The organism is Pseudomonas migulae, from assembly GCF_024169315.1.
In the GTDB taxonomy this organism is placed as follows: Bacteria; Pseudomonadota; Gammaproteobacteria; order Pseudomonadales; family Pseudomonadaceae; genus Aquipseudomonas; species Aquipseudomonas migulae_B.
On the sequence record NZ_JALJWR010000001.1, the window covers coordinates 1,403,585 to 1,425,903 of the forward strand.

Genomic DNA, 22,319 nt, shown 5'->3' on the forward strand with positions numbered 1-22,319 from the left:
GTCTGAGGCACACCTCCATGAACATTCTCGTAGTCGAAGACGAACCCAAAGCGGGTAATTACCTGCTCAACGGCCTGCAGGAACTCGGTTACTCCGTCAGCCTGGCGCGGGACGGCGCCGACGGTTTGCACCTGGCCCTGGAGCACGACTTCGACGTCATCGTGCTGGACGTGATGATGCCGAAAATGGATGGCTGGGAAGTCCTGCGCCGCTTGCGCAAGGAAGCCGACACGCCAGTGCTGTTTCTCACCGCCCGGGACGACATCGCCGACCGCATCAAGGGCCTGGAACTGGGTGCCGACGATTACCTGATCAAGCCTTTTTCCTTCGCCGAACTGGTGGCGCGCCTGCGTACCCTGACCCGCCGTGGTCCCACCCGCGAAGAAGAACAGTTGCAAGTGGACGACCTGCAGATCGACGTGCTCAAGCGCCGCATCACCCGCGCCGGCGTGAAAATCACCCTGACCAACAAGGAATTCGCCCTGCTGCACCTGTTCGCCACGCATCAGGGTCAGGTCCTGTCGCGCTCGATGATCGCTTCGAGGGTCTGGGACATGAACTTCGACAGTGACACCAATGTCGTCGACGTCGCCGTGCGTCGTTTGCGCCTGAAAATCGATGACCCGTTCCAGCTCAAGCTGATCCACAGCGTGCGCGGCATCGGCTACCGCTTCGATACCCAGCCATGAGCCGCCTTCGCCATTCCCTGACACTGCGCCTGGCGCTGGTGTTTGCCTTGCTGGCGTTTGTCTCGCTGACCCTGTTGGGCGTGGCGCTGTATCGCGACCTGGAGCGCGAGTTGATCCGCCGTGACGACGCCGCGCTGATCAACCGGATCGATCAGCTGCGTACCTTCCTCAACGACAGCAATACGCTGGAGCTGATCAGGACCAAACCGGCGCTGTTCCAGAACATGCTGGGCAATCGCGAAGCGCTGTTGAGCATCGGCGCGCCCGGGCAAAAACCCTTGTTGGTGGTCAATCCCGGCAACCTTGCCATGCCGTCGCTGGCGCCGGTGGCGATGGACCATCCGCTAAGCCTGGCCGACGTGCAGCACTCCCCCGGTGTGGACGGCGTACCGTTTGCGGCGTTGGCGGCGACCATCGATTCCGGCGACATGGGCAGCCTGCAAGTGGTCACCGGGCGCCTGATGACCGAGCGCACCGCCGTGCTCGCCCGCTACCGGCTCAATGTGTACCTGTTCGCCAGCGTGGCCGCGATTCTGCTGGCGCTGTCGGGTTATCTGCTGGTGCATCGCGGCCTGCTGCCCGTGCGGCGCCTGGCCCGGCAAGCCCATGGTATCGGCGTCGGCAACCTCACCGAGCGCCTCGATGGCCAGGGCGCGCCACGGGAGCTGCTGCCGATGATCGACGCGCTCAATGCCATGCTCGACCGCTTGGGCAAGGGCTTCGTGCAACTGGGTCAGGTGTCGACCGACATGGCCCATGAACTGCGCACACCGATCAACAATCTGCTGGGCGAAACCCAGGTCGCGTTGCAGCAGAACCGCAGCGTCGAAGCCTATCAGCAGCTGCTTGCCTCCAATGTCGAAGAGCTTGAGCGTCTGGCGCGGATGCTCGACAACATGCTGTTTCTGGCGCGCACCGATCCGGCCAGTGCCCTGAGCCAACGTCAGGAACTGGACGCCGCCGACGAAATAGAACGCATGGCCGATTACTTCGAAGGGCTGGCGGCGGATGTCGGGATCAGCATCGACGCCCAGGGCAGCGGCGTAATCTGGGCGGAGCCGATGCTGCTGCGCCGTGCGCTGGCCAATCTGTGCGCGAATGCCATCAAATACGGTGCGCCGGATTCCGAGCTGTTCATTCGTGCCACGCCTGCGGATGACGGTATCCGGTTGATCGTGCGCAACGAGGGTACGACCATTCCTGCCGAACACTTGCCCCGGTTGTTTGAACGCTTTTACCGGGTCGATGAATCCCGCGAACGCTCGGCTCATTCCAATGGCTTGGGGCTGTCGATTGTGGCGACGATCATGCAGTTGCATCACGGGGGGTACAGCGTTAGCAGCGCTGAGGGGGTGACGTGTTTTGAGCTGTTTTTTCCGGGGCGGCGGGTGGGTGAGTGAGTGACGTTGGATGGTTTTTTGGTTGGGTGAATATCCGTTTTTTGGGTGATGGCTGATATTGGTTCCGCCCTAACGGCCGGCCTGTCAATTGAAGCGTACGCGTTCCCTGTGGGAGCTGGCTTGCCAGCGATGGTCGTCAACGATGACGCGTGCTGTCTGAATGAACGCGGTGTCTGGGTGTCCATCGCTGGCAAGCCAGCTCCCACAGGGATTGTTGGTGGGCGTGACATTGGTGTTCACCGCCGATGATCCTGACGAACTTCAGGCCGGCTATCAGGCCGCCTCGCTTTGTTTTTGATCTTGATCTGCCCCGTCGGAAGGCCGAACGCAGGTTCTGCGCAGTGGGCAACCCGGCATGGATGCCGGGTTAGCCGCCCCCGGCCATGGATGGCCGATGGCGGCGGGCCCACGGAGCAGGACCGGAGCGAGGGAATGGCGAGCATTAGCGAGCCACCGTACGTCAGGGGCGCTTGGCGCTTGGTTACTTGGCGCTCTTCCAAGTGACCCGCTGTAAGAGCGGAACCAATAGCCGCCGTTACCGCAGCAACGGATATGTCCCCAGTGAAAAACCCATAAACTCGCTCCCACACTGGATTCAGAAACACCGCCCGACCTCTATAAGCCGATCTAAAACACCCCCTCTGAAATGGCAAAAAACACCACCCCCCTTGAGCACTTTCGACATAGTCCAACCACACCGCCACCCCTAGACTCTTTCCCCCAATAACAGCGCCAAACGCGCACCCGACTGAACCAGGGAAAACCCTCATGAACCCATCCGACATTTTCGTTATCAGCGCCGTCCGCTCCGCCATCGGCAGCTTCGGCGGCTCGCTCAAGGATGTGCCGCCGATTCAACTGGCGACCGACGTCTGCCGCGCCGCCATCGAGCGCTCCGGCCTGGCGCCGGAACACATTGGCCATGCGGTGATGGGCCATGTGATCCCGACCGAAGCCCGTGACGCCTACATTTCCCGGGCGGTGGCGATGAACGCCGGGCTACCGAAAGAGACGCCGGCCTTCAACGTCAACCGCCTCTGCGGTTCCGGTTTGCAGGCGATTGTCAGTGCCGCGCAAAGCCTGATGTTGGGTGATGCGGGCGCGGCGCTGGCCGGTGGCGTCGAGTCCATGAGCCGTGGCGCTTATCTGTTGCCGCAAGCACGTTGGGGCGCCCGCATGGGCGACATGCAAGCCATCGACTACATGCTCGGCGTGCTGCAAGACCCGTTTGCCGGTTTCCACATGGGCATCACCGCGGAAAACATCGCCGAGCGTTACGGCATCACGCGTCAGGCCCAGGATGAACTGGCCATGATCAGCCAGCAGCGCGCCGCACGGGCAATCGCCGAAGGCCGCTTCGACGGTCAGATCGTGCCGATCGAAGTGGCGTCGCGCAAAGGCACCGTGACCTTTACGACCGACGAACACGTGCGCGCCGAGGTCAATGCCGAGCAATTGGCCAAGATGAAACCGGCCTTCAAAAAAGACGGCAGCGTCACCGCCGGCAACGCCTCCGGCCTGAATGACGGCGCGGGCGCGTTGATCATGGCCACCGGTGAAATGGTGCGTGCCCAAGGCCTCAAGCCAATGGCCCGGCTGGTCGGCTACGCTCACGCCGGGGTCGAACCTGAATTGATGGGACTCGGTCCGATTCCCGCCACCCGCCTGGTGCTCAAAAAAGCCGGCCTGACCGTCGCCGACCTCGACGTCATCGAATCGAACGAAGCCTTCGCCGCGCAAGCCTGTGCCGTGGCCCAGGAACTGGGTTTCGACCCGGAAAAGGTCAACCCCAACGGTTCGGGCATCTCGCTGGGCCACCCGGTGGGCGCCACCGGTGCGATTATCGCCACCAAAGCCATTCACGAACTGCACCGCGTCCAGGGCCGTTATGCCCTGGCAACCATGTGCATCGGCGGCGGCCAGGGCATCGCCGTGTTGTTCGAACGCGTCTGACACGCCCACCCTGCCCCCTCTCAGTGGGGGCAGGCGACCAAACTATTCCTCGAAGGTTTACCTGATGACCTAACCTCATAGGCTGAATGACTAACAACAGAGTCGGACACTCCTATGCGTCATGCACTGAAAGCCATGATTTTCGTCGCTTTCACGCTTTTCGGGGCGGGACCCGGAATGCTGTTGGCGGCCGACACTCCAGAGATTTCAACGCCCAAGGCGGGAGCCGCGCCCCTCACCGTTTCCCCAAGTGATCTCCAGGCACTGCAAATCCGGCTCGACAGCCTCAAACAGCAGATTTCGCTGGTCGATAACTTCAACCAGCTGGAGGGTCCGCAGGACCTGGTCCAGATGTTCATGCTGGATGTCGATCGCCTCACCGCCTCAATACTTCCACAACAAACTCAACTGCGCGCACAACTGGGCGTGTTGGGGCCCATCCCCCTCGATGACGCTGCGACCGAACAATCCGATATCACCGCGCAGAGAACCGCGCTCACCGAACAGAAAAACAAAGTCGACGCCACCCTGAAAACCCTGGCCGCGCTGAAAACGAATGCCACCGACCTCATCAGCCAGATCTCCGGTATCCGTCGCAACCTGCTGGAAAGCGAACTGACCCTGAGCACCCGAAGCATCCTGAACCCCGACTTCTGGTCACCGGTCCTGGCTCCTTCGATGGACGATCGGCTGCGCTTCAGAACGTTCTTCGATCAGGCGACGGAGGTCACCAGAGCGGCCTGGCAACCGGGCCAGCGCCTCGCCACCAGCGCACTGTTGCTACTGGCCCTGCTCATCTGGACGCTCGGTCGCCGGCTCGCCGAACGAGTGTTGACCTGGCTGTGCATTCACCGGATGCCGGAAGGACGACTGCGCCGAAGCTCCCTCGCGCTGGCCTCTGTGCTGGCCACCGTATTGACCGTCGGCGTCGCCCTGCAACTGCTGTTTTACACCTTCACACGCCATACTCCACTGACGCCGATGCTGACCACCTTTTCCCAGGAGTTCGAAAAAGTCGCCTACACCTGCGTCCTGATCACCTCGCTGAGTCGCGCCCTGTTATCCACGAAGCACCCGTCCTGGCGTCTGCCGGCGCTCGCCGACCCCGTGGCGCTGTCACTGAAACCTTACCCCCGAATGCTGGCCGTCGTGCTGTTGGTTCTGGTGACGATGAACCAGATCATCAACGCGACCGGGATGAGCAGCGAAGTGGTGATCGCCGGTCGAGGCATCGTTGCGTTGATGATTTGTTTTGTCCTGCTGGACATGTTGTTGCGCACCGGTAAGGTCCGAAGAGCCGTCGTGGTCGCTGGAGAAGCGCCTGAAGCAGGCAGGACGATGGCTGGCGTGCTTTACACAATCGCCACCCTCTCGATGGTGATAACGCTGTTATCTCTGTTGACGGGCTACGTGTCCCTGGCCCGGTTCATCACGTATGAACTGGTCTGGGGATTCCTCGTGCTCTGCGGTTTTTACGTGCTGATGCAATGCTTCAAGGATGCCTGCGAATACCTGTTCTCGGTCAAAAGCTCCAGCGGCAAGTCGCTGAAACAACTGCTGGGCATTGAAGATCGGCGCCTGGAGCAGATCTCGACCATTCTGTCGGGGGTCGGCCGGGCCGCTCTGTTGCTGCTGGCGATCGTCACCCTGTTTGTCGGGGGGGTTGGCACGACCCTGGGGCAGTTGCTCGCCAATGTCTTTTCCATCCTCGGCGGCGCCGGGTTGCGCAAACTGAACATCATCCCGGGTCACCTGCTCAATGCCGCACTGGCCTTGTTGATCGGCATCTACCTGATACGCACGCTGGGCCGATGGCTGGACAAGGAGCTCCTGCCGAAGACCCAAATGGACCCGGGCATGCGGGCCTCGCTGACCACGTTGTTCGCCAACATCGGCTATGCGTTGGTAATCCTGATGACGCTGTCATCGTTGGGCGTACAGTGGACCAACCTGGCCTGGATCGTCAGCGCGCTGTCGGTGGGGATTGGCTTTGGCTTGCAGGAGATCGTCAAGAATTTCGTGTCCGGCCTGATCCTGCTGACCGAACGCCCGGTGAAAGTCGGCGACCTGATCAGCATCAGCGGAGTCGAAGGCGACATCCGCCGGATCAACGTGAGAGCCACCGAAATCCAGCTCAGTGACCGCTCGATTGTCATCGTCCCGAACTCGCAGTTGATCTCGCAGAACCTGCGCAACGTGACCCTGGGCGGTAGCGCCCAAGGGGTGGCGACGCTCGAACTGACCTTCCCTTTGGACATCGACCCCGAACAGGTGAAAGACCTGCTCTACAACACCTACTGCGAGCACGAGACCATTCTCGACAAACCGGCACCGGTGGTGCGCTTCAGCAAACTGACGCCCGAAGGCATCACGCTGACCATCACCGGCTATGTCGGCAGCCCGCGAATTGTCGGCGTGACCAAAAGCGACTTGCTGTTTGAAATCCTTAAGCGCCTGGGTGCCGCGGGTATCGAACTGGCGAAGCCGGCACCCGCGGTGTGAATCAGTGGGCGATGCACACTGATTTCAGCTCGGTGTAAGCCTCGATCACCGCACGCCCGAACTCGCGGCCCATGCCGGATTGCTTGACGCCACCAAACGGCATCGCCGGGTCGAGCAGCACGTGGGCGTTGACCCACACGGTGCCTGCTTCGATGCGCGGCACCAGGTTCATGGCTTTGCCGAGGTCGTTGGTCCACAGGCTCGCGGCCAGGCCGTAGCGATTGTCGTTGGCCAGGGCGATCACGGCGTCTTCATCGTCAAACGGCATCACCCCGAGCACCGGCCCGAACACCTCTTCGCGGGCCACGGCCATGCTGTGGTCGATGTCGGCCAGAATGGTCGGCTGCACATAGAAGCCCTCGCCTTCCAGCAACTCGCCACCGGACACCACCCGTGCGCCTTCGCGGCGCGCCAGTTCGATGTGCTTGAGCACGCTTTGCTGCTGCTTGCGCGAGACCAGCGGGTTGATCGCCGCTTCGCCGTTCATGCCAGCACCGATGGGCATCGCCGATACGGCGGCGGCGAGTGCTTCAACGAATTGATCGTGGATCGAACGATGCACGTAGAAGCGCGAAGCCGCCGCGCAGACCTGACCGTTGTTCAGCAGACCACCGAGGATTGCACCCTGGACGGCTTTTTCGATGTCGGCATCGGCCAGCACGATCATCGGGTTTTTGCCGCCCAGTTCCAGCGAGAATCGCGTCATGTTTTCCATGCACGCCACGCCGACGCTTTTGCCCACCGCCGTGGAACCGGTGAAGGACACTTTGCTCACCAGTGGATGCGCCGTCAGCACACCACCGACATTGGCGCCGCCGCCGGTGACGACGTTGAACACGCCCGCCGGAATGCCCGCTTCCAGTGCCAGTTCGGCCAGACGCATGGCGGTCAGCGGGGTTTCCATCGCCGGTTTGATGATCACCGTGCAACCGGTGGCCAGCGCCGGCATCAACTTCCAGGCAGCAATCAACAGCGGGAAGTTCCACGGCACAATCCCGACCACCACGCCCACCGGTTCACGCTTGGTGAACGCGGTGAATTTCGCACCCGGCGGTAGTGGAATCGACACATCAAAGGTCTGCCCTTCGATCTTGGTCGCCCAGCCGGACATGTAGCGCATGAACTCCACGGTGGCATTCAGATCCAGTCCGCGGGACATGTTGATCGACTTGCCCTGGCTCAGGGTTTCCAGCTGCGCCAGCTCTTCGGCATGCGCTTCTACCAGCGCAGTGAAGTTCAGCAGGATACGTTCACGGTCTGCCGGACGCAGCCCTGACCACACGCCGGACTTGAAGGCTTTGTGGGACGACTGCACGGCTTGCTCGACCACGTCCAGCGGCGCGTCGAGGGTTTCGCACAGGGTTTGCCCGGTGGCCGGGTTGACCACGGCAATGCGCGGCCCTTCGGCGAACACCCACTGGCCGTCAATGAAGCAGCCATGGCGGCGGTCAAGAAATGCAGCAACCTGCGGCAGGATTTCAACGTTGCTCATAAATCACCTTTGGTTCAGACGCGTTGTTCAACCGGATAACGGGCTGATTACTGTTGTTCTTTGAGGAAACACACGACCGCCTGGCGATCGTCCGCGGAGGCCAGGCCCATGTAGGGCATGTAGGTCCCCGGCACGAACGCCTGGGGTTGAGCGATGAGTTGCGCGATGTTCTCGGCCTGCCAGTCGATGTCTTTGCTGCGCATGGCCTGGGAATAATTGAAGCCTTCCAGCGAGCCGGATTTGCGCCCGACCACCCCCGCCAGGTTCGGTCCCATCATCCCTGTCATGCCCTTGGTCACCGAATGGCAGACCGCGCATTCATTGGCGAAGACCTGGGCGCCATGCCCCTGATCAGGTGTGCATTCAGCGGCCAGCGCGGCCTGCGCCAGGGTGATCGAGAGCAAACCGGTAAGCAGCAAACGCAGCGAGGTGACCATAAGAAAACGACCTTGAAATCCGCGCTCGTCAATGGAGCGGCAACACGGGAGCGCCGACGCAGCTGTGCATCGGCAGGGTTGAGACGGATTGTCGGCGGTCAGTGACGCGCAGGTTTTGCCCTGCGTGCCAGTCGTATTGGCGGGGCTGCCAAACCGGGCATTTTGGCAAGCACAACCAACTCTTTGGCAACCACACAAAAGGCCGGAAAAGTTCCGCGCCTTAGTATCGAAAAAGACCGCAAACCTGCGCTCAAGAACAAGAACGGATGCCACACCATGCTCAAGTCCCCCTTGCTTCGTCTCTCTACCCTCGCGCTGATGATCAGTGCGGGCCAGGCCAGCGCGTACGAACTCTACGCCGATGACGACAGTCACCTGAACGCCACGCTGGAAGCGGTATTCGGCATTTTCCACAGCCAGGAAAACTACGCCCTGTCCGGTCGCCTGAATGAAGGCAGCTCGTCGTGGCGCGAGGGCTACATCAAATATGGCTTGAGCTTCGACAAGGGCTTGGCCGGTGTGGGCACCGCGTACGGCGCGGCGAACCTGCTCAGCTCCGGGACCTGGGGCGACGGCGATGCCGCGGGCTTCACCGATGGGTCGGAACGCACCACCAGGTTCGAGGACGCCTACCTCGGCTGGCGTTCGGGCAAGCTGTTCGGCGTGCTCGGCGAGGATGGCGTCGACCTGTCCTTCGGTCGTCAAAACATCGTGGTCGGTGATGGCTTCCTGATCAATGGTGACGCGCTCAACCTGGGTAACGGCCTGGCCGACGGCGAATTCGACCGCGGAGGCGCCTACTGGCTGGCCGCGCGCAAAGCATTCGACGAGACGGCCGTGTTGCGCATCGGGGGCAAGGAAGGTTGGCGTGGCGACCTGATGTGGTTGAAATCGGACAACCGCGCACAAGCCATGACCGAGATGTATGTCGGCACCCTGGAACACGTGTCCGACGTCGGCACCGTCGGTTTGACGTACATCGACACCACCGATATCGACGAACAGTACGCCTCGCCGATTCAACTCGAACGCGACGGCATGAAAACCTACAGCCTGCGCGCTACCGGCAATGCCGGGGTCAAGGACCTGTTCCTCTCCGGCGAATACGCCAAACAGGACAAGCCTCACACCTCGACCGAAGACGCCTGGTACCTCGAAGCCGGCTGGACCTTTTCCGACGTGGCCTGGTCGCCGTATGCCAGCTACCGCTACAGCCGTTTCTCGGAAGGCTATGACACGCTGTTCTACGGTTTCAGCCGTGGCTTCGGCACCTGGTTCCAGGGTGAAGTGGCGGGCAACTACGCCGGTCCGTTCAACGCCAACTCGCGCATCCAGAACGTCAAGTTCACGGTCTCGCCACTGGAGAACCTGACGGTGGGCGCCCTGTACTTCAACTTCGACACCATCGACCGCAACCTCGGCAATACCGATGGTCACGAGGTTGATCTGTACGCCGAATGGCACGTCAACGAACACCTGAGCGTGATGCCGCTGATCGGTCTGTTCCAGCCAGACAAGAGCGCCGATCAGGGCGGTACACAGTTGGGCAACAACGACAGAAACCTCTACAGCCAGGTGATTTTCGCTACCACTTTCTAAGCCAGACCGGGGCAGTGGCGCATCCGCTGCCCCGATGGAAAAGGGCCTTTCCAATGCACAAGAAATTCCTGACGATTCAGAGCAAGATCGCCCTGCTCGCCGGCCTCTGCCTGCTGCTGGTGGTGGGTTTGCTAATGGGGTTGTCGCTGTACCAGACCCATCAAAGCAGCCAGCAAGTGGCCCGGGCCAGCAGCGAAATGCTCGCCAACGCCGCCAGGGAACACATGCAGGCGCTGGGCAAAGTGCAGGCGATGCAGGTGCAGCGCACCTTCATGCAGACTCACGAATATGGCCAAGGGTTGTCGCGCTATCTGCTTTACCTCAGGCAGTTGCAACACGAGGGCAACCTGACCCGCCCACAACTGCGCCAGGCGCTGAGTACCCAGCTGCATCAGGCCCTGATCGACAAGCCCGACCTGCTCGGGCTTTATGTCATTTTCGAACCCGATGCCCTGGACGGCGCCGACGCCAGCTTCGTCAATCAGGCCAGCATGGGCAGTAACGAAACCGGGCGCTTTTCCCAGTACTGGGTGCAAAGCAAACCCGGTGAGCTGCAAGCCGTGATCGGCGACGAAGCTCTGCTCGCCAACACCTCACCCGGTCCCAGCGGTGCGCCGTACAACGCCTTCTACACCTGCGCCCGCGACAGCCGCAAAGCCTGCGTGCTGGAGCCGTATTTCGATGAGGCGTCCGGCAGCCGCAAACTGGTGACCAGCATCGCGTTTCCGTTGATGGACAACGACAAAGTCATCGCCGTCGTCGGCCTCGACATCAACCTCGCCGCCCTGCAACAGAACAGCGTAGCCAGCGCGCTTCAACTGTTCGATGGCAACGGGCAGATCAGCATCGTCAGCCCCCGTGGCGTGATCTCCGCCAACAGCCAGGACGTCACTCGCCTCGGACAACCGCTGGAGAATGCCGAGGTGATGGACACCTTGCGTCAGGGTTCGCCGAAGGTGTTCGCCGACCGGCAACAGATCAACGTCCTCGAACCGCTGGCGCCGATTGCCGGTGCAGTGCCGTGGGGCGTTCTGGTCGGCGTGCCGCAGGAGGTGCTGCTCGCGCCTGTCACCACGCTGCAAAACGAACTGGATGCGCAAGGCGTGCAAAGCACTGCGCTGGAACTGCTGCTCGGTGGCGGCTCGGCCCTGCTCGGCCTACTGCTGATCTGGTACACCGCGCAACGCATCACCCGGCCGCTGCTGGTGCTGACGCGGGTCATGGAAGACATTTCCCTCGGCGAAGGCGACTTGACCCGACGCCTGCAAGTGCAATCGCGGGATGAGATCGGCCAGTTGGCCACCGCCTTCAACCGCTTTGTCGAACGCATTCACAAGTCGATCCGCGAAGTGTCGTCAGCGGCCCAAGGCGTCAACGAAGGCGCCCGCCGTGTACTGGATGCCTCGAACTCATCGCTGAGCAACTTCGACGATCAGTCCAGCCGCACCAACAGCGTGGCGGCGGCGATCAACCAGCTCGGCGCGGCGGCACAGGAGATAGCCCTTAACGCCTCCGATGCCTCGCAACAGGCTTCGTCAGCACGGCAGCAAACCGAGGATGGTCGCCAGGTGGTGCAGCGCACGATCGAGGTGATGAACGATCTGTCCGGCAAAATCAGTGAATCGTGCGCCAATATCGAAGCGCTGAACGACAAGACCGTGAACATCGGGCAGATCCTCGAAGTGATCAAGGGCATCTCCCAGCAGACCAACCTGCTGGCGCTCAACGCGGCGATTGAAGCGGCGCGGGCCGGTGAAGCGGGCCGCGGTTTCGCCGTTGTCGCTGACGAAGTGCGTAGCCTGGCCGGGCGCACCCAGACCTCGACGCTGGAGATCCAGCAGATGATCGAGGAGTTGCAGGTGGGCGCACGGGAGTCGGTCACCACCATGACCGAGAGCCAGCGCCACAGCGAAGAAAGCGTCAGCATCGCCAACCTCGCTGGCTCCCGCCTGGACAGCGTGACCCAGCGCATCGGCGAGATCGACATCGTCAACCAATCCGTCGCCGCCGCCACCGAGGAACAGACCGCGGTGGTCGAGGCGTTGAACGTCGATATCACAAGGATCAACACCCTGAACCAGCAAGGGGTGGAGAACTTGCAGTCGACATTGCGAGCTTGTACCGAGCTGGAGCAACAGGCTAGAAGGTTGAATCAGTTAGTGGGCAGTTTTCGGACCTAGGATTTGTGATGTCTGTGGTTTTGCCGGTCGCCTTGATTGTCCATTATCGGGCGCAGTCAGGCCGTTGCAGATCAACGAACCGCGAAACGGCACGCGGCCAGATTTACCGGGCGAATACCGCTGAGTCTTGTTTTACAAGCTTCGTAGGAGCAGAAATTCTTTGATGTTGCGGGCGGTCACCCTCCTCTATCGAAGATTTTCTGCTCCTACTTTTTTTCAACACCGATAAGCCACCACCGGGTGATTCTCGCCCTTGGTGACAGGCAGTAATTGGCAGAGGTCTGTCCGCATGTCCGCACGGCATCATCTTCAGATGGATCTGCGACGGGCAGCAAACGGCCAAAAGCTGCCACTCAACGCGACTCGATAATTCCCACCCGACCGTGCATCATCATGCTCACCACGATTCCGCCTTGGCAGCGAAGCCGTAGGTGCAGAACCTGCCCGCCCACAAAAACAAGCATTTTGAAATGGAAGTCATCTCATGTTCGAACGTAACAAACTGGTTCCGGAGTTAATGGTCACCAACCTGGATAGCAGCCTGGCTTTTTGGGTTTCTCGTCTGGGGTTCAAAGTAGCTTATCAACGTCCGGATGACGGATTTGCTTACCTTGATTTGAATGGTGCTCAAGTAATGCTTGAGCAGGTTGATCCGGACGCGGGTCAATGGCTGACTGCGCCGTTGACCAAACCGTTTGGAAGAGGCATCAACCTACAGATTGATGTTGAGGCTGTCGCACCCATCATCCAAAAACTTGTTCAGGCTGGATGTCCACTCTATCGAGAATGCAAAGACACCTGGTATCGGGCTGACGATATAGAAGTAGGCCAACGCGAATTCATCGTTCAGGATCCCGACGGTTATCTCGTAAGGCTGGTAGAGCGGTTGGGTGAGCGACTGGCTTGCTCAATGTGAATCTGAGCCAAGCCGACCGTCAGCTATGGGTCGATTCCTGCCTGTCGCGACAGATCGAAATCGAACCAAAAGCGGACATTTTCAAGGTGAACTTTTGATTCCTCATCGTCTTTCTCATTGCTGCCCTTCAATCAGGATTCATATCCGTTGTAGCGCATAAATTGGAAGCTCCCAGGAAGTAAAACATTCCACCTGCAAAAATGAAGAGCGCGAGCATGTAGAAGATGTAGTGGGGAGGCTGCGTCGCCAATACGATTCCGCAAAGCACCGGCCCCAGCGCCGCGCCGAGGTTGGACAGGTTTTGTGCTCCGTAATACATGCCGCGCAGGTTGTCCGGAGCGATTTTGTCGATAAACATGTACTCGGCGGGGAATACGATGATCTCGCCGACCGTAAAAATGGCTATGGAAATGACCCAGAGCAGGATAGAGGTTGACAGGGCAAAACCCGCCAACCCCATCATGAACATACTCAGTCCCGCGACCAGCCACAGATTCAGATGCCTGTGAGAGATCTTCCTGCCTATGGAGTATTGCAAACTGATCACCATCAGCGCATTGGTCGCCACAACTGTACTGATGATCTGGTAGGTGGATTCTGGTGTAGTAGTGACCACCAGATACTGGGAGAGATAAGCGGTGAACTGGCCAAAAACCACCGCACTGAGCAGCCCACCGAGGGTGAAACACACCAACCGATAATCCTGGAGTAACAGTTTGCCCACAGCCAGAAACGGTACTGGTTTCTGAGCTGAATCGGTGGCGTTCAGGTCTCGATTGCCCCAAACGAAATAGATGAAGAAGAATCCTGATCCAAGCCCGGCTGATAACAGGAATGGCAAGCTGATATCCAGTTTGGCCATGCCAGCGCCAAGAAATGGGCCGACGGCATACCCGATGTTGGTCAGAGTATATTTGATCGAGAAAACTTCGCTGCGATCAGTGACGGGAAGCAGGCTGCCAAATCCTGATTTAACCGCGATATCAATGACCGCATAAGCCAGGTTGATCAGTACCAGGCAGCTGTAGAACAGCCAAAGTTCGCGAGCCAGAAAAGTCCCGAGAAACCCCAGCGTGAACACGCCACTGAAGGCCAGGATCAGCCGGTAACTGGACATCTTGTCGACCAGAAAACCACCGTAAAGACTCAATAACGACCCAATGATCAGTGTGCTGCCTATAACCAGGCCGATATCGGCGACGCTTAAGCTGAAACTGCCGGAAAGGTAAATGACCAGATAGGGCAGCGTGATTGCTCGCGCCAAGGTCAATATCAGGGAGGCCGATAGCAGCAAATTTATTGTTGTCGGATAGTTTTTTAGCGTGGTTAGCATCCTTGCCTCATCGTTCAGCAGGTTGTTTTGATAGTGTTTGTCAGTCGCAAAGTGTTGATTGATGCGCGAATCAAGCTTACTGGGGAATTGTGTTCTCATTTATGATGTTTTTTATCTGATCGACAGAACTCAATTCATGAATGCGGGGCGTCCATGTTTTCCTCTGAACGTTTAAAGGGCATTGATGTATTCGTCTGCGTCGCCGACGCCGGGAGCTTCAAAGGCGCTGCCGAGCGGATGAGTCTGACGGCTTCGGCAATCAGTAAAGGGATAGCTCGATTAGAAAGCAGGCTTGGGACTCGGTTGTTCCACCGAACAACTCGAAGCTTGTCACTGACGGATGCGGGGATTGCGTTCTATCGCACATGTACAGGTGTGCTAGCTGAGCTCGAAGAGGCTGAGCTGTCCCTACTTGCCGAAAACACTGAGCCTCGTGGCAGGATTCGCATTGACCTTCCAGGTGCATTCGGCCGCCTGCAGGCACTTCCGGTCATTCTGCGATTTGCCCAGGAACATGCGCTGCTGCTACCGCACATTTCGTTTTCCGACCGTTTCATCGACCCTATCGAGGAAGGTGTCGATATCGTCGTACGTATCGGTGGTTCAGACGTTTGGCCCGCCACATTGGAGCACCGCTACCTGGGCAGTGAGTGGCATATCTTCTGTGCGTCTCCCGCATATTTGAGTAAGCACGGCACACCCGTGACCGATCGCGATTTGGAACATCATCAGTGCATCGCTTACGGCTGGGCGGATGGAACAGTTAGCCCTTGGAGTTTTTCAGGAAAGCATCCGGGCGAAATTGAACGCAGAGCTATAGGCGCAAAGTTCGTTGTGGGAGATGGCGAAGGTCTGGTAATCGCGGTATCGGCGGGATGCGGGATAGCGCAGTTACCGTCATGGTTGATCAAACGTCAGCTTGAAGAGGGGACATTGGTTGAAGTGCTTCCCCAGTTGGCAACCGATGGCCAGGCGATCAATCTGATTTGGCTAAAGAGCCGTCAGGCGCTTCCCAAGGTCAGTGCATTATTGGAGGCACTTGCCGCTGGTTTGGTGCCGTCTGCTAGCAAAACCCAATGACCGCTTCTGGCCGTTTTCTGCCGGTCGTCATTCCCACGTGCGCTGCTCAAGTCGGCTGCAAATGATCCTGGTGAGAGGACTAACCCAGAGGCGGATGAGAGACGATAGGAGATAGGAGAGAAAGCCCGGCCAGTGAGCCGGGTTTTTCTTCTCCGTTCGTCCACCGCGCTGCACTTGTAACGCTTTACCGTTTCTCATGTTCAAGCACGGACATCCCGCGCATCAGTACGGAGGTTCAGCATGGACATTGACGAGAACGCACCTGGCAACAAATCACAGCAGCCCGAAAACGCGCACGACGGATAACGAAACCGGCCATGACCCCAAGAAGGACGAGCGCGAAGTTCCGCTGCCTCCAGACGACGAGGCTGCTGTCGACGAAGACATGACTGACGTGGATGCAAATAACTCGATGTCGAGTGAGCATCCAGAAGCTGGACAGAGCGGTCGAGTCGATAACCCTGACGCCGACCCACAGATGGACGATCAGGACGAAAACGATAAGGAAGCTCGCGGTATGCCTGCGAGTGACCCTGAATCAGGTGCCTGAATTGGTTCGGATGATTTCCGATGCCCGCTCAACGCGGGCTTTTTTACGCCTCAAGTTTACCTGTAGCGAGGGCAGCCCTTGGGAAGGCCTGGACGTCGATGGCCGGATAGTGCGACGTACGGAATCAACACCGGCAGCCCCCGCCCCCTGATCTCACATGCTTTCGGGGTGGTGCGAGACGGGATCAGCGAGACCAATGCAATAGGGCGTCGGCGCCGTGAACGTCTTCGCGATCAAGCTGTCCCTTTCGGACCGCCCAAACTAATAGCCAGACGACCGATACACGACGCATCCCATAACGTCATGATTTGCGTCACCGCGTCATCTATCCGTTTGAGGGGCACACCGTCTCGGGCCAGTACCGAAATCCCCAACAGAAAGCTGTCAAACACCGTGGCCAATGCCTCTGGCACGACCGTGGTTGGCAGCTCCCCGGATGCGATAGCGCGTTCGACACACTCCACCATCCTGGCACGGTTCAAGGATCTGGCGTCAGCCAGCGGCTGCGAGATGGCTTTGCTCTCATCCGTGCAGGCACTCAACAGACCCAGCGCCACCAAGCACCCTGCGGGGTGGTCGGGCTCACACTGCATTTTCGCGGAGCGCCGCAGCGTGAGTTCGATCGACTCTCTTGGGGAGAGCGTGGTGTCAAACAGGCTATCGGTCACCCTGCCGTGGGTGTTCAGATAACGTTCCATCACCTCATTGAACAGCGCCTGCTTTGAGCCGAATGCAGCGTAGAAGCTGGGTGCGGTGATGCCCCCGCCGATATTTGCCTTGAGCTGGCTGAGTGATGTTGCGTCATAGCCGTGCTCCCAGAACAAATGCATCGCCTGAGTAATCGCCACGCCACGGTCAAAGGTGCGTGGACGTCCCATCTGTGCCATATGAACCTCCTTTCGATCACTTAGATACTAATCGATATATAAGTCGTTGACTAGATCGCGGCACACCCCCCATATTATACCGATCGGTATATATGTGAGGTGACAAATGACTACAGATGAACGACAGAGCGAAAAACTTCCGCTTGGGGCATTACTTGCACTGGCAATGACGGGTTTCATTTGCATTGTCACCGAGACCTTGCCTGCGGGCTTGCTGCCCGAAATAGGCAGTGGCCTGGGTGTCTCTGCGTCTCTGGCCGGACAGATGGTGACTGTCTATGCGTTGGGGTCGTTGCTGGCGGCAATCCCGCTGACCATTGCCACGCAAAGCTGGCGCCGCAGAACGGTACTGCTGGTGACCATTGTCGGCTTCCTGGCATTCAACTCCCTCACGGCACTGTCTTCCGATTACTGGGTGACGCTGATTGCACGGTTTTTCGCTGGGGTTTCAGCGGGGCTGGCCTGGAGCCTTATCGCGGGCTATGCACGGCGCATGGTCGCCCCACATATGCAGGGGCGCGCATTGGCGGTGGCGATGGTGGGTACGCCCATCGCGTTGTCGTTGGGTGTGCCGATGGGAACCTGGCTGGGTGGATTCATGGGCTGGCGCATGGCCTTTGGATTGATGTCCGGCATGACCCTGGTATTGATCGTTTGGGTGCTGATCAAAGTACCGGATTACCCAGGCCAATCATCCTCACAGCGCATGCCGTTACGTCAGGTGTTTTTCACCCCAGGCGTCCGCTCGGTATTGGCTGTCGTCTTCACCTGGATGCTGGCCCACAACATTCTTTACACCTATGTCGCACCCTTCGTTTCCAAGGCTGGGCTGAACAGTGACGTCGATTTGGTACTGCTCACATTTGGCGTCGCGGCGCTTGCCAGCATCTGGCTAACGGGCCGACTGGTTGACCGGCACCTGCGAACAACCGTGCTGGCCAGCCTTGCAACATTCGCCGCGGTTTCGATTTTCCTCGGAGTGTTCTCAGGCTCCGTCGCGGCCATTTACGTGGGTGTCTTCATTTGGGGGCTGACCTTTGGTGGCGCGGCCACTCTGCTGCAAACAGCACTCGCCGATGCCGCAGGCAAGGGCTCTGACGTTGCGCTCTCCATGAACGTAGTGGTCTGGAACAGCGCTATTGCCGGCGGTGGACTGCTGGGTGGCGTGTTACTCGGCCAATGGGGAGCAAGTGCATTTCCTGGCGTATTGCTGGCGTTGCTATTGATCAGCCTGGCCATTGCATTTCGGGCGCGGGTGCATGGTTTTCCGCAAGGTCAGCGGCACACCACCCAGGCGATCCACAGTCATTGAGCGGCGGATAGCGTGCCTGCGCATGGTCGTAATTTTCAGTCATAACTCGATGGAGAAATAAAATGAAAAAGCGCATTAGATTGGCCCTCGCCGCAATCGCAATCACCCTGGCTTTGCCATGCTTGGCTCAAGCGGCAGAGTTTCCTGTTCCAGCGGGATTCAAGAGTGAATTCAAAACCATAGACGGCGTCAAACTCCACTATGTGAAGGGCGGTTCCGGGCCTTTGGTTTACCTGGTCCACGGATTTGGTCAAGCCTGGTATGAGTGGCACAGCTTGATGCCCGAACTCGCGAAGACTCACACCGTCGTTGCGGTGGATTTACCGGGCCTGGGCGAGTCGGAACCGCCCAAGACCAGTTACACCGGCACTGACGTCTCGAAATATCTGTTCGCCCTCGCGACTCAGCTAAGCGGCAACCAGCCGTTTGACTTGGTTGCGCATGACATCGGTATCTGGAACACCTATCCCATGGCAGTAACCCACCAAAGTCAGATAAGGAAACTGGTGTACATGGAGGCACCGATTCCCGACAAGCGTATTTACGATTTCCCGGCATTCTCACCGCAGGGAGAGTCACTGGTCTGGCATTTCAGCTTCTTTGCTGCTGGCAACCAATTGGCCGAAAAGTTGATTACAGGGCATGAAAAGTTGTTCCTCTCGCACTTCATCAAAGAACACGCGACCAACAAGGAGGCCTTTACGCCTGAGCTGCTCGATCTTTATGCCAAGTCATACGCCAAGCCCCATACACTGAACGCGTCGTTCGAATACTACCGAGCGCTTAACCAATCGGTCGCTGAAAACGTCGAGCTGTCGAAGACCTCCCTGAACATGCCCGTGCTGGCAATCGGAGGTGGAGGGCACGGAGGAATGGGGCAGTTTCAAGTGGATCAGATGAAAGAGTACGCGACCAATGTACAAGGCCAAGTCTTGCCCAATTGTGGGCACTGGTTGCCGGAGGAGTGCTCCGCTGAATTGAATCCTCTGGTGGTCAAATTCTTGAATAACTGACGGATGTTCTTGATGCATAGGTGGCTGCTATTTGAGGCGTGGCCGCCACCGATGTGGGCCGAGTCCGGGGCTTGGCCAATGTCGGCTTTCGGCCAGAAGCGGTCATAAGGTGAAAGCAACTTTCGACTAAACTGGCCTTCCATGCAGACTGGCAAGGCCAAGTTGTTGCTGCATTACGGAAGCCGCGTTGTAGCAATTAAAGGATATAACCTTTCCACGTTCCAGATGAAAAACGTCGCAGCATGGAACATCTATCGCCTTGCCCGTTGGAGCGACAGTCCCTGAGGCAAGTGTGAGTTCACCTTTATGCGTCCCCCGAATGGCGAGCTCGACGACAACAACATTCTCCGCGACATAGATGTTGAATAGCTCGCGGTGAACATCAGGAAATGCACTTGCGAAGGCGTCGATCGCATCGCCAATAGCCTGCCCGCGCAACTTCAATCCTGTAGGAATGTCGCACATATATCCCTCTTCCGAGAAGAAGGAGACAAACTTCGCGATGTCTTTCCCGCTACCCTCCCCGGCTGCGTACAGTTCTCTGACGATTTCTTTATTGTTAAGCATCATCAATCCTCCGCGTAGTTGGTTACCTGCTGTTTGGCGCTTCGGCAAGACTTTGCCGCTGTTCAAACGTGAATAGTGTCGTGCGGTATCGATCCCGATGGATCAGGGACCGGAGCCCGCGTCTATCTCGCAGGCCCGTGCCAGTGCTTGTGTATCGATATACTCCCGGATGTTCGTCAGTTTTCCATTTCGAACGGTAATGGCGAAGACCCAATCGTCCTCCCACGTTTTATTCGTGGCTTTGATTCTCCCCCTGGCGAAGCCAACGACCAGAACCCGGTCACCCTGCGCCACGTATTCGTGGAACTCCATGACTGATGTTTCCATCTTTTCGGAAGCCTTCTGAAGCAGATCTGCCAGTCCCGCGTGACCGCGATGCGTGCCAGCCAGCGGCCAGTCCTCGCCCGGAATGATCCATTCGATATTTTCGGAAGCCAGTGCCAGTAGATCTCGCCTATCGCTGCGGCCCATTGCTGTAAAGAAGTCCTTAACAACCTGGACATTCTTTTGTGTGTTCATCGAAATCTCTCCGTTTCTCTCGCATCTGATCGCGTCCGTTCTAATCAAATGCCTTGTGAACCTGCCGGTAAGGGTCGTGGTGTCGGTGATTCAGCCAATATCGACGTTCAAGGCGATGTCCCAAGTGCCCGCGCCATTTTTTGCAAGGCCGATCATCATCAGGCCGAGCGCCTCAAGCGTCTGGGCCATGTGCAGCCCACCGACATCCAACGGACGCAGCCCGAGACTTTCGATGAACGTCGAGACGCGTGCCTTGGCCTCCGGATTGTCGGCGGCGATGAACGCGTCGAGGGGGCCGCCCTTGGCAAGGACGTGGCCGAAGAGGGTGTTGAATGCCTTCACGACATGTGCGCTGGCGGGGACGATCCTGGCGATCTCCTGCGCACCAGAACTGCCGGCGGGAGAGACGAGGCCCGTGAGGTCCGGAGAGGCCGTGTTGGTAATGTCGATGATCACTTTGCCGTCGAGCGCGTCCCCGTAATCGGCCACCACCGACGCCGCACCGTTGTACGGCACGGCGAGGATGACGATGTCGCCGGCGGGCGCGGCCCCGTAGGTTCCTGTGATCGCTCCGGCTGCGAGCTTGTCGGCCAGCGCCTGCGCCTTGGCGGGGTCGCGGCTGACCACCTCAACGGTGTATCCAGTTTTGGCGGTCCGACCGGCGATCGCCGCGGCCATGCCTCCTGATCCGATGATGCTGATAGTGCTCATGTGTAATCTCCAAATGAGTTGGGGCATCGCCCGCAGTCTCTGAACGGGCTTCTCCCGGTTAGAATCCCGTGAGTGCCGGGCGCATCCGCCTCCCTGCGGGTCGAACGGATCACGGCATCGCGACGTTGCTGTTCGCCGGGCTCGTTGCGACCCGGCGAACAGCCTCGGCTCACTCAGGCGGCAGGGAAGTAGTGGCCATTGTCCATATCGGCAAACAGGCCGGGCTGCATGGGTGTCCAGCCGAGCGTCTGGCGCGTGATATCGTTCGACGCAGGGGTATCCAGCGTCACCAGGTTCGCGAGGAAGCCGAAGAAACCCGGCCCCATCATTACGTCCGCAGGAATGGGCACGGCGGGAAGGTTCAGACGGCTGCCAATGGCCTCCGCGATCTCGCGGTACGGGATAGATCCTTCGGCAACCGCATGCCAGGATCTGCCAGCGGGCCCCTTCTCCAGCGCCAGGCGGAACAGAGTAGCGAGGTCGCGGGCATGCACTGCCGCCCACCGGTTGGAGCCGTCGCCGGGGAAGCCAACGACGCCTTTTTCCTTTGCTTGTCCGATCAGGACCTGAAGGAAACCGGCCTTGTCGGTTGAGCTGTGCATGATTTCAGAAATGCGCACGACCGAAGACCGCACGCCCCGCTCTGCGAGACCGATGACGGTAAGCTCCACGATGTTACGAACCCGCAGGGAGCCCTTATATTGATCGCCAGCCGGAGAAAGCGCCGGATCCTCCTCGGTCGCCGGACGGCTCTGGAGCGGCCCAGGAACCGGCCAACCCTCGTTAGTCGGCGAACCGATGCTTCCCGACACGACCAGCGGCTTTCCCGTTCCAGCCAGTGCATCACCGTATGCGAGCATGATCCGGACCTCCGCTGCGGCAACAGCGTCGATCCCGCCGACCGGAAGCAGGTCTTGCCTGTGCGCGACGTGGATCACGCCGTCGGCGGCTGCAGCCGCCTCCTTGAGCCCGTCGAGATCATCGAGATCACCGCGACGCACCTTTGCGCCGAGCGCAGTGACCGCCTCCGCCGCACTGTCCGACCGGGCCAAAGCGGTGACCTCGTGGCCGGCGGCGATGAGGTCGGAGATGATGTACGGACCGGAATGGCCGGTCCCGCCAGTGACGAATACGTGCATGTCGGTGTTCCTTGTAAGTGATGTGATGCGAGAAGTGGTG

At 59.1% G+C, this 22,319-nt stretch carries 18 protein-coding genes and 2 pseudogenes; 12 read left to right on the forward strand and 8 right to left on the reverse strand.

Annotation, left to right across the window (positions count from 1 at the left end; translation table 11 throughout):
• The first annotated feature begins 17 nt into the window (after positions 1-17).
• From J2Y86_RS06340 to J2Y86_RS06355, 4 genes are all read left to right on the forward strand, one after another.
• Positions 18-689, forward strand: coding sequence for a heavy metal response regulator transcription factor (locus J2Y86_RS06340; RefSeq protein WP_253428907.1), 672 nt, complete (start codon positions 18-20; stop codon positions 687-689).
• Positions 686-2,089, forward strand: a complete 1,404-nt coding sequence (locus J2Y86_RS06345) for a heavy metal sensor histidine kinase (RefSeq protein ID WP_253428909.1) — start codon at positions 686-688, stop codon at positions 2,087-2,089. The genes J2Y86_RS06340 and J2Y86_RS06345 overlap by 4 nt, the downstream gene beginning before the upstream one ends.
• Positions 2,090-2,857: 768 nt before the next feature.
• Positions 2,858-4,042: an acetyl-CoA C-acyltransferase family protein gene (locus J2Y86_RS06350; protein ID WP_253428911.1), complete on the forward strand. Its 1,185-nt coding sequence runs from the start codon at positions 2,858-2,860 to the stop codon at positions 4,040-4,042.
• 114 nt (positions 4,043-4,156) lie between these two features.
• Positions 4,157-6,544, forward strand: coding sequence for a DUF3772 domain-containing protein (locus J2Y86_RS06355; protein WP_253428913.1), 2,388 nt, complete (start codon positions 4,157-4,159; stop codon positions 6,542-6,544).
• A gap of 1 nt (position 6,545) precedes the next feature.
• Here J2Y86_RS06355 and J2Y86_RS06360 read toward each other — a convergent pair whose 3' ends face one another.
• Together J2Y86_RS06360 and J2Y86_RS06365 are read right to left on the reverse strand one after the other, a co-directional pair.
• Positions 6,546-8,036, reverse strand: coding sequence for an aldehyde dehydrogenase family protein (locus J2Y86_RS06360; protein WP_253428915.1), 1,491 nt, complete (start codon positions 8,034-8,036; stop codon positions 6,546-6,548).
• A 47-nt stretch (positions 8,037-8,083) separates the two neighbouring features.
• A complete protein-coding gene (locus tag J2Y86_RS06365; RefSeq protein ID WP_253428917.1) occupies positions 8,084-8,473 on the reverse strand; it encodes a c-type cytochrome in 390 nt (129 codons plus the stop codon).
• Between the two features lie 276 nt (positions 8,474-8,749).
• Between J2Y86_RS06365 and J2Y86_RS06370 the strand changes: the two genes are divergently transcribed.
• The 4 genes and pseudogenes from J2Y86_RS06370 (at position 8,750) to J2Y86_RS06380 (ending at position 13,168) form a co-directional block, all read left to right on the forward strand.
• Positions 8,750-10,072: an alginate export family protein gene (locus J2Y86_RS06370; protein WP_253428919.1), complete on the forward strand. Its 1,323-nt coding sequence runs from the start codon at positions 8,750-8,752 to the stop codon at positions 10,070-10,072.
• Positions 10,073-10,344: 272 nt separating this feature from the next.
• A pseudogene (locus tag J2Y86_RS30355) lies at positions 10,345-11,394 on the forward strand (HAMP domain-containing protein); the annotation flags it as partial.
• A 261-nt stretch (positions 11,395-11,655) separates the two neighbouring features.
• Positions 11,656-12,252, forward strand: a pseudogene (locus J2Y86_RS30360) (methyl-accepting chemotaxis protein); the annotation flags it as partial.
• A gap of 484 nt (positions 12,253-12,736) precedes the next feature.
• The gene (locus tag J2Y86_RS06380; RefSeq protein WP_253428924.1) at positions 12,737-13,168 is read left to right on the forward strand and encodes a bleomycin resistance protein; all 432 of its coding nucleotides are present in this window, start codon (positions 12,737-12,739) and stop codon (positions 13,166-13,168) included.
• Positions 13,169-13,295: 127 nt separating this feature from the next.
• Here the strand turns inward: J2Y86_RS06380 and J2Y86_RS06385 are convergent, their stop codons facing one another.
• Positions 13,296-14,501, reverse strand: coding sequence for an MFS transporter (locus tag J2Y86_RS06385; RefSeq protein WP_253440150.1), 1,206 nt, complete (start codon positions 14,499-14,501; stop codon positions 13,296-13,298).
• 153 nt (positions 14,502-14,654) lie between these two features.
• On the opposite strand from J2Y86_RS06385, the gene J2Y86_RS06390 reads away from it, so the two are divergent.
• Together J2Y86_RS06390 and J2Y86_RS30365 are read left to right on the forward strand one after the other, a co-directional pair.
• Complete coding sequence (locus J2Y86_RS06390; RefSeq protein WP_253428926.1) at positions 14,655-15,581, forward strand: LysR family transcriptional regulator; 927 nt, start codon at positions 14,655-14,657, stop codon at positions 15,579-15,581.
• A 196-nt stretch (positions 15,582-15,777) separates the two neighbouring features.
• Positions 15,778-16,131: a hypothetical protein gene (locus tag J2Y86_RS30365; protein WP_437180652.1), complete on the forward strand. Its 354-nt coding sequence runs from the start codon at positions 15,778-15,780 to the stop codon at positions 16,129-16,131.
• 233 nt (positions 16,132-16,364) lie between these two features.
• On the opposite strand, the gene J2Y86_RS06400 is transcribed toward J2Y86_RS30365, so the two are convergent.
• The gene (locus J2Y86_RS06400) at positions 16,365-17,018 is read right to left on the reverse strand and encodes a TetR/AcrR family transcriptional regulator (protein ID WP_253428928.1); all 654 of its coding nucleotides are present in this window, start codon (positions 17,016-17,018) and stop codon (positions 16,365-16,367) included.
• A 106-nt stretch (positions 17,019-17,124) separates the two neighbouring features.
• Here J2Y86_RS06400 and J2Y86_RS06405 point away from each other — a divergent pair, with 106 nt between their 5' ends.
• Both J2Y86_RS06405 and J2Y86_RS06410 read left to right on the forward strand, forming a co-directional pair.
• On the forward strand, positions 17,125-18,330 hold the full coding sequence (locus J2Y86_RS06405; protein ID WP_253428930.1) for an MFS transporter: 1,206 nt from the start codon (positions 17,125-17,127) through the stop codon (positions 18,328-18,330).
• Positions 18,331-18,392: 62 nt separating this feature from the next.
• Positions 18,393-19,343, forward strand: a complete 951-nt coding sequence (locus tag J2Y86_RS06410; RefSeq protein WP_253428932.1) for an alpha/beta fold hydrolase — start codon at positions 18,393-18,395, stop codon at positions 19,341-19,343.
• Positions 19,344-19,469: 126 nt separating this feature from the next.
• Here the strand turns inward: J2Y86_RS06410 and J2Y86_RS06415 are convergent, their stop codons facing one another.
• The 4 genes from J2Y86_RS06415 to J2Y86_RS06430 form a co-directional block, all read right to left on the reverse strand.
• Positions 19,470-19,913 carry an ester cyclase gene (locus J2Y86_RS06415; protein WP_253428934.1) on the reverse strand — a complete coding sequence of 148 codons (444 nt, stop codon included), beginning with the start codon at positions 19,911-19,913 and terminating at the stop codon, positions 19,470-19,472.
• 99 nt (positions 19,914-20,012) lie between these two features.
• Positions 20,013-20,429, reverse strand: coding sequence for a nuclear transport factor 2 family protein (locus J2Y86_RS06420; RefSeq protein ID WP_253428936.1), 417 nt, complete (start codon positions 20,427-20,429; stop codon positions 20,013-20,015).
• Positions 20,430-20,519: 90 nt separating this feature from the next.
• Positions 20,520-21,140 (reverse strand): NADPH-dependent F420 reductase, encoded by a 621-nt coding sequence (locus tag J2Y86_RS06425; RefSeq protein ID WP_253428938.1) that lies wholly within the window; start codon positions 21,138-21,140, stop codon positions 20,520-20,522.
• 173 nt (positions 21,141-21,313) lie between these two features.
• Positions 21,314-22,279, reverse strand: coding sequence for an SDR family oxidoreductase (locus J2Y86_RS06430; protein WP_253428940.1), 966 nt, complete (start codon positions 22,277-22,279; stop codon positions 21,314-21,316).
• Positions 22,280-22,319: the final 40 nt, after the last annotated feature.

Bases quoted from the DNA above. Each gene is read 5' to 3' on its own strand.
- J2Y86_RS06415 (WP_253428934.1), bottom strand. From the start codon at position 19,913: ATGATGCTTAACAATAAAGAAATCGTCAGAGAACTGTACGCAGCCGGG.
- J2Y86_RS30365 (WP_437180652.1), top strand. From the start codon at position 15,778: ATGTTCAAGCACGGACATCCCGCGCATCAGTACGGAGGTTCAGCATGG.
- J2Y86_RS06425 (WP_253428938.1), bottom strand. From the start codon at position 21,140: ATGAGCACTATCAGCATCATCGGATCAGGAGGCATGGCCGCGGCGATC.
- J2Y86_RS06345 (WP_253428909.1), top strand. From the start codon at position 686: ATGAGCCGCCTTCGCCATTCCCTGACACTGCGCCTGGCGCTGGTGTTT.
- J2Y86_RS06355 (WP_253428913.1), top strand. From the start codon at position 4,157: ATGCGTCATGCACTGAAAGCCATGATTTTCGTCGCTTTCACGCTTTTC.
- J2Y86_RS06390 (WP_253428926.1), top strand. From the start codon at position 14,655: ATGTTTTCCTCTGAACGTTTAAAGGGCATTGATGTATTCGTCTGCGTC.
- J2Y86_RS06430 (WP_253428940.1), bottom strand. From the start codon at position 22,279: ATGCACGTATTCGTCACTGGCGGGACCGGCCATTCCGGTCCGTACATC.
- J2Y86_RS06380 (WP_253428924.1), top strand. From the start codon at position 12,737: ATGTTCGAACGTAACAAACTGGTTCCGGAGTTAATGGTCACCAACCTG.
- J2Y86_RS06340 (WP_253428907.1), top strand. From the start codon at position 18: ATGAACATTCTCGTAGTCGAAGACGAACCCAAAGCGGGTAATTACCTG.
- J2Y86_RS06370 (WP_253428919.1), top strand. From the start codon at position 8,750: ATGCTCAAGTCCCCCTTGCTTCGTCTCTCTACCCTCGCGCTGATGATC.
- J2Y86_RS06365 (WP_253428917.1), bottom strand. From the start codon at position 8,473: ATGGTCACCTCGCTGCGTTTGCTGCTTACCGGTTTGCTCTCGATCACC.
- J2Y86_RS06410 (WP_253428932.1), top strand. From the start codon at position 18,393: ATGAAAAAGCGCATTAGATTGGCCCTCGCCGCAATCGCAATCACCCTG.
- J2Y86_RS06360 (WP_253428915.1), bottom strand. From the start codon at position 8,036: ATGAGCAACGTTGAAATCCTGCCGCAGGTTGCTGCATTTCTTGACCGC.
- J2Y86_RS06420 (WP_253428936.1), bottom strand. From the start codon at position 20,429: ATGAACACACAAAAGAATGTCCAGGTTGTTAAGGACTTCTTTACAGCA.
- J2Y86_RS06400 (WP_253428928.1), bottom strand. From the start codon at position 17,018: ATGGCACAGATGGGACGTCCACGCACCTTTGACCGTGGCGTGGCGATT.
- J2Y86_RS06405 (WP_253428930.1), top strand. From the start codon at position 17,125: ATGACTACAGATGAACGACAGAGCGAAAAACTTCCGCTTGGGGCATTA.
- J2Y86_RS06385 (WP_253440150.1), bottom strand. From the start codon at position 14,501: ATGCTAACCACGCTAAAAAACTATCCGACAACAATAAATTTGCTGCTA.
- J2Y86_RS06350 (WP_253428911.1), top strand. From the start codon at position 2,858: ATGAACCCATCCGACATTTTCGTTATCAGCGCCGTCCGCTCCGCCATC.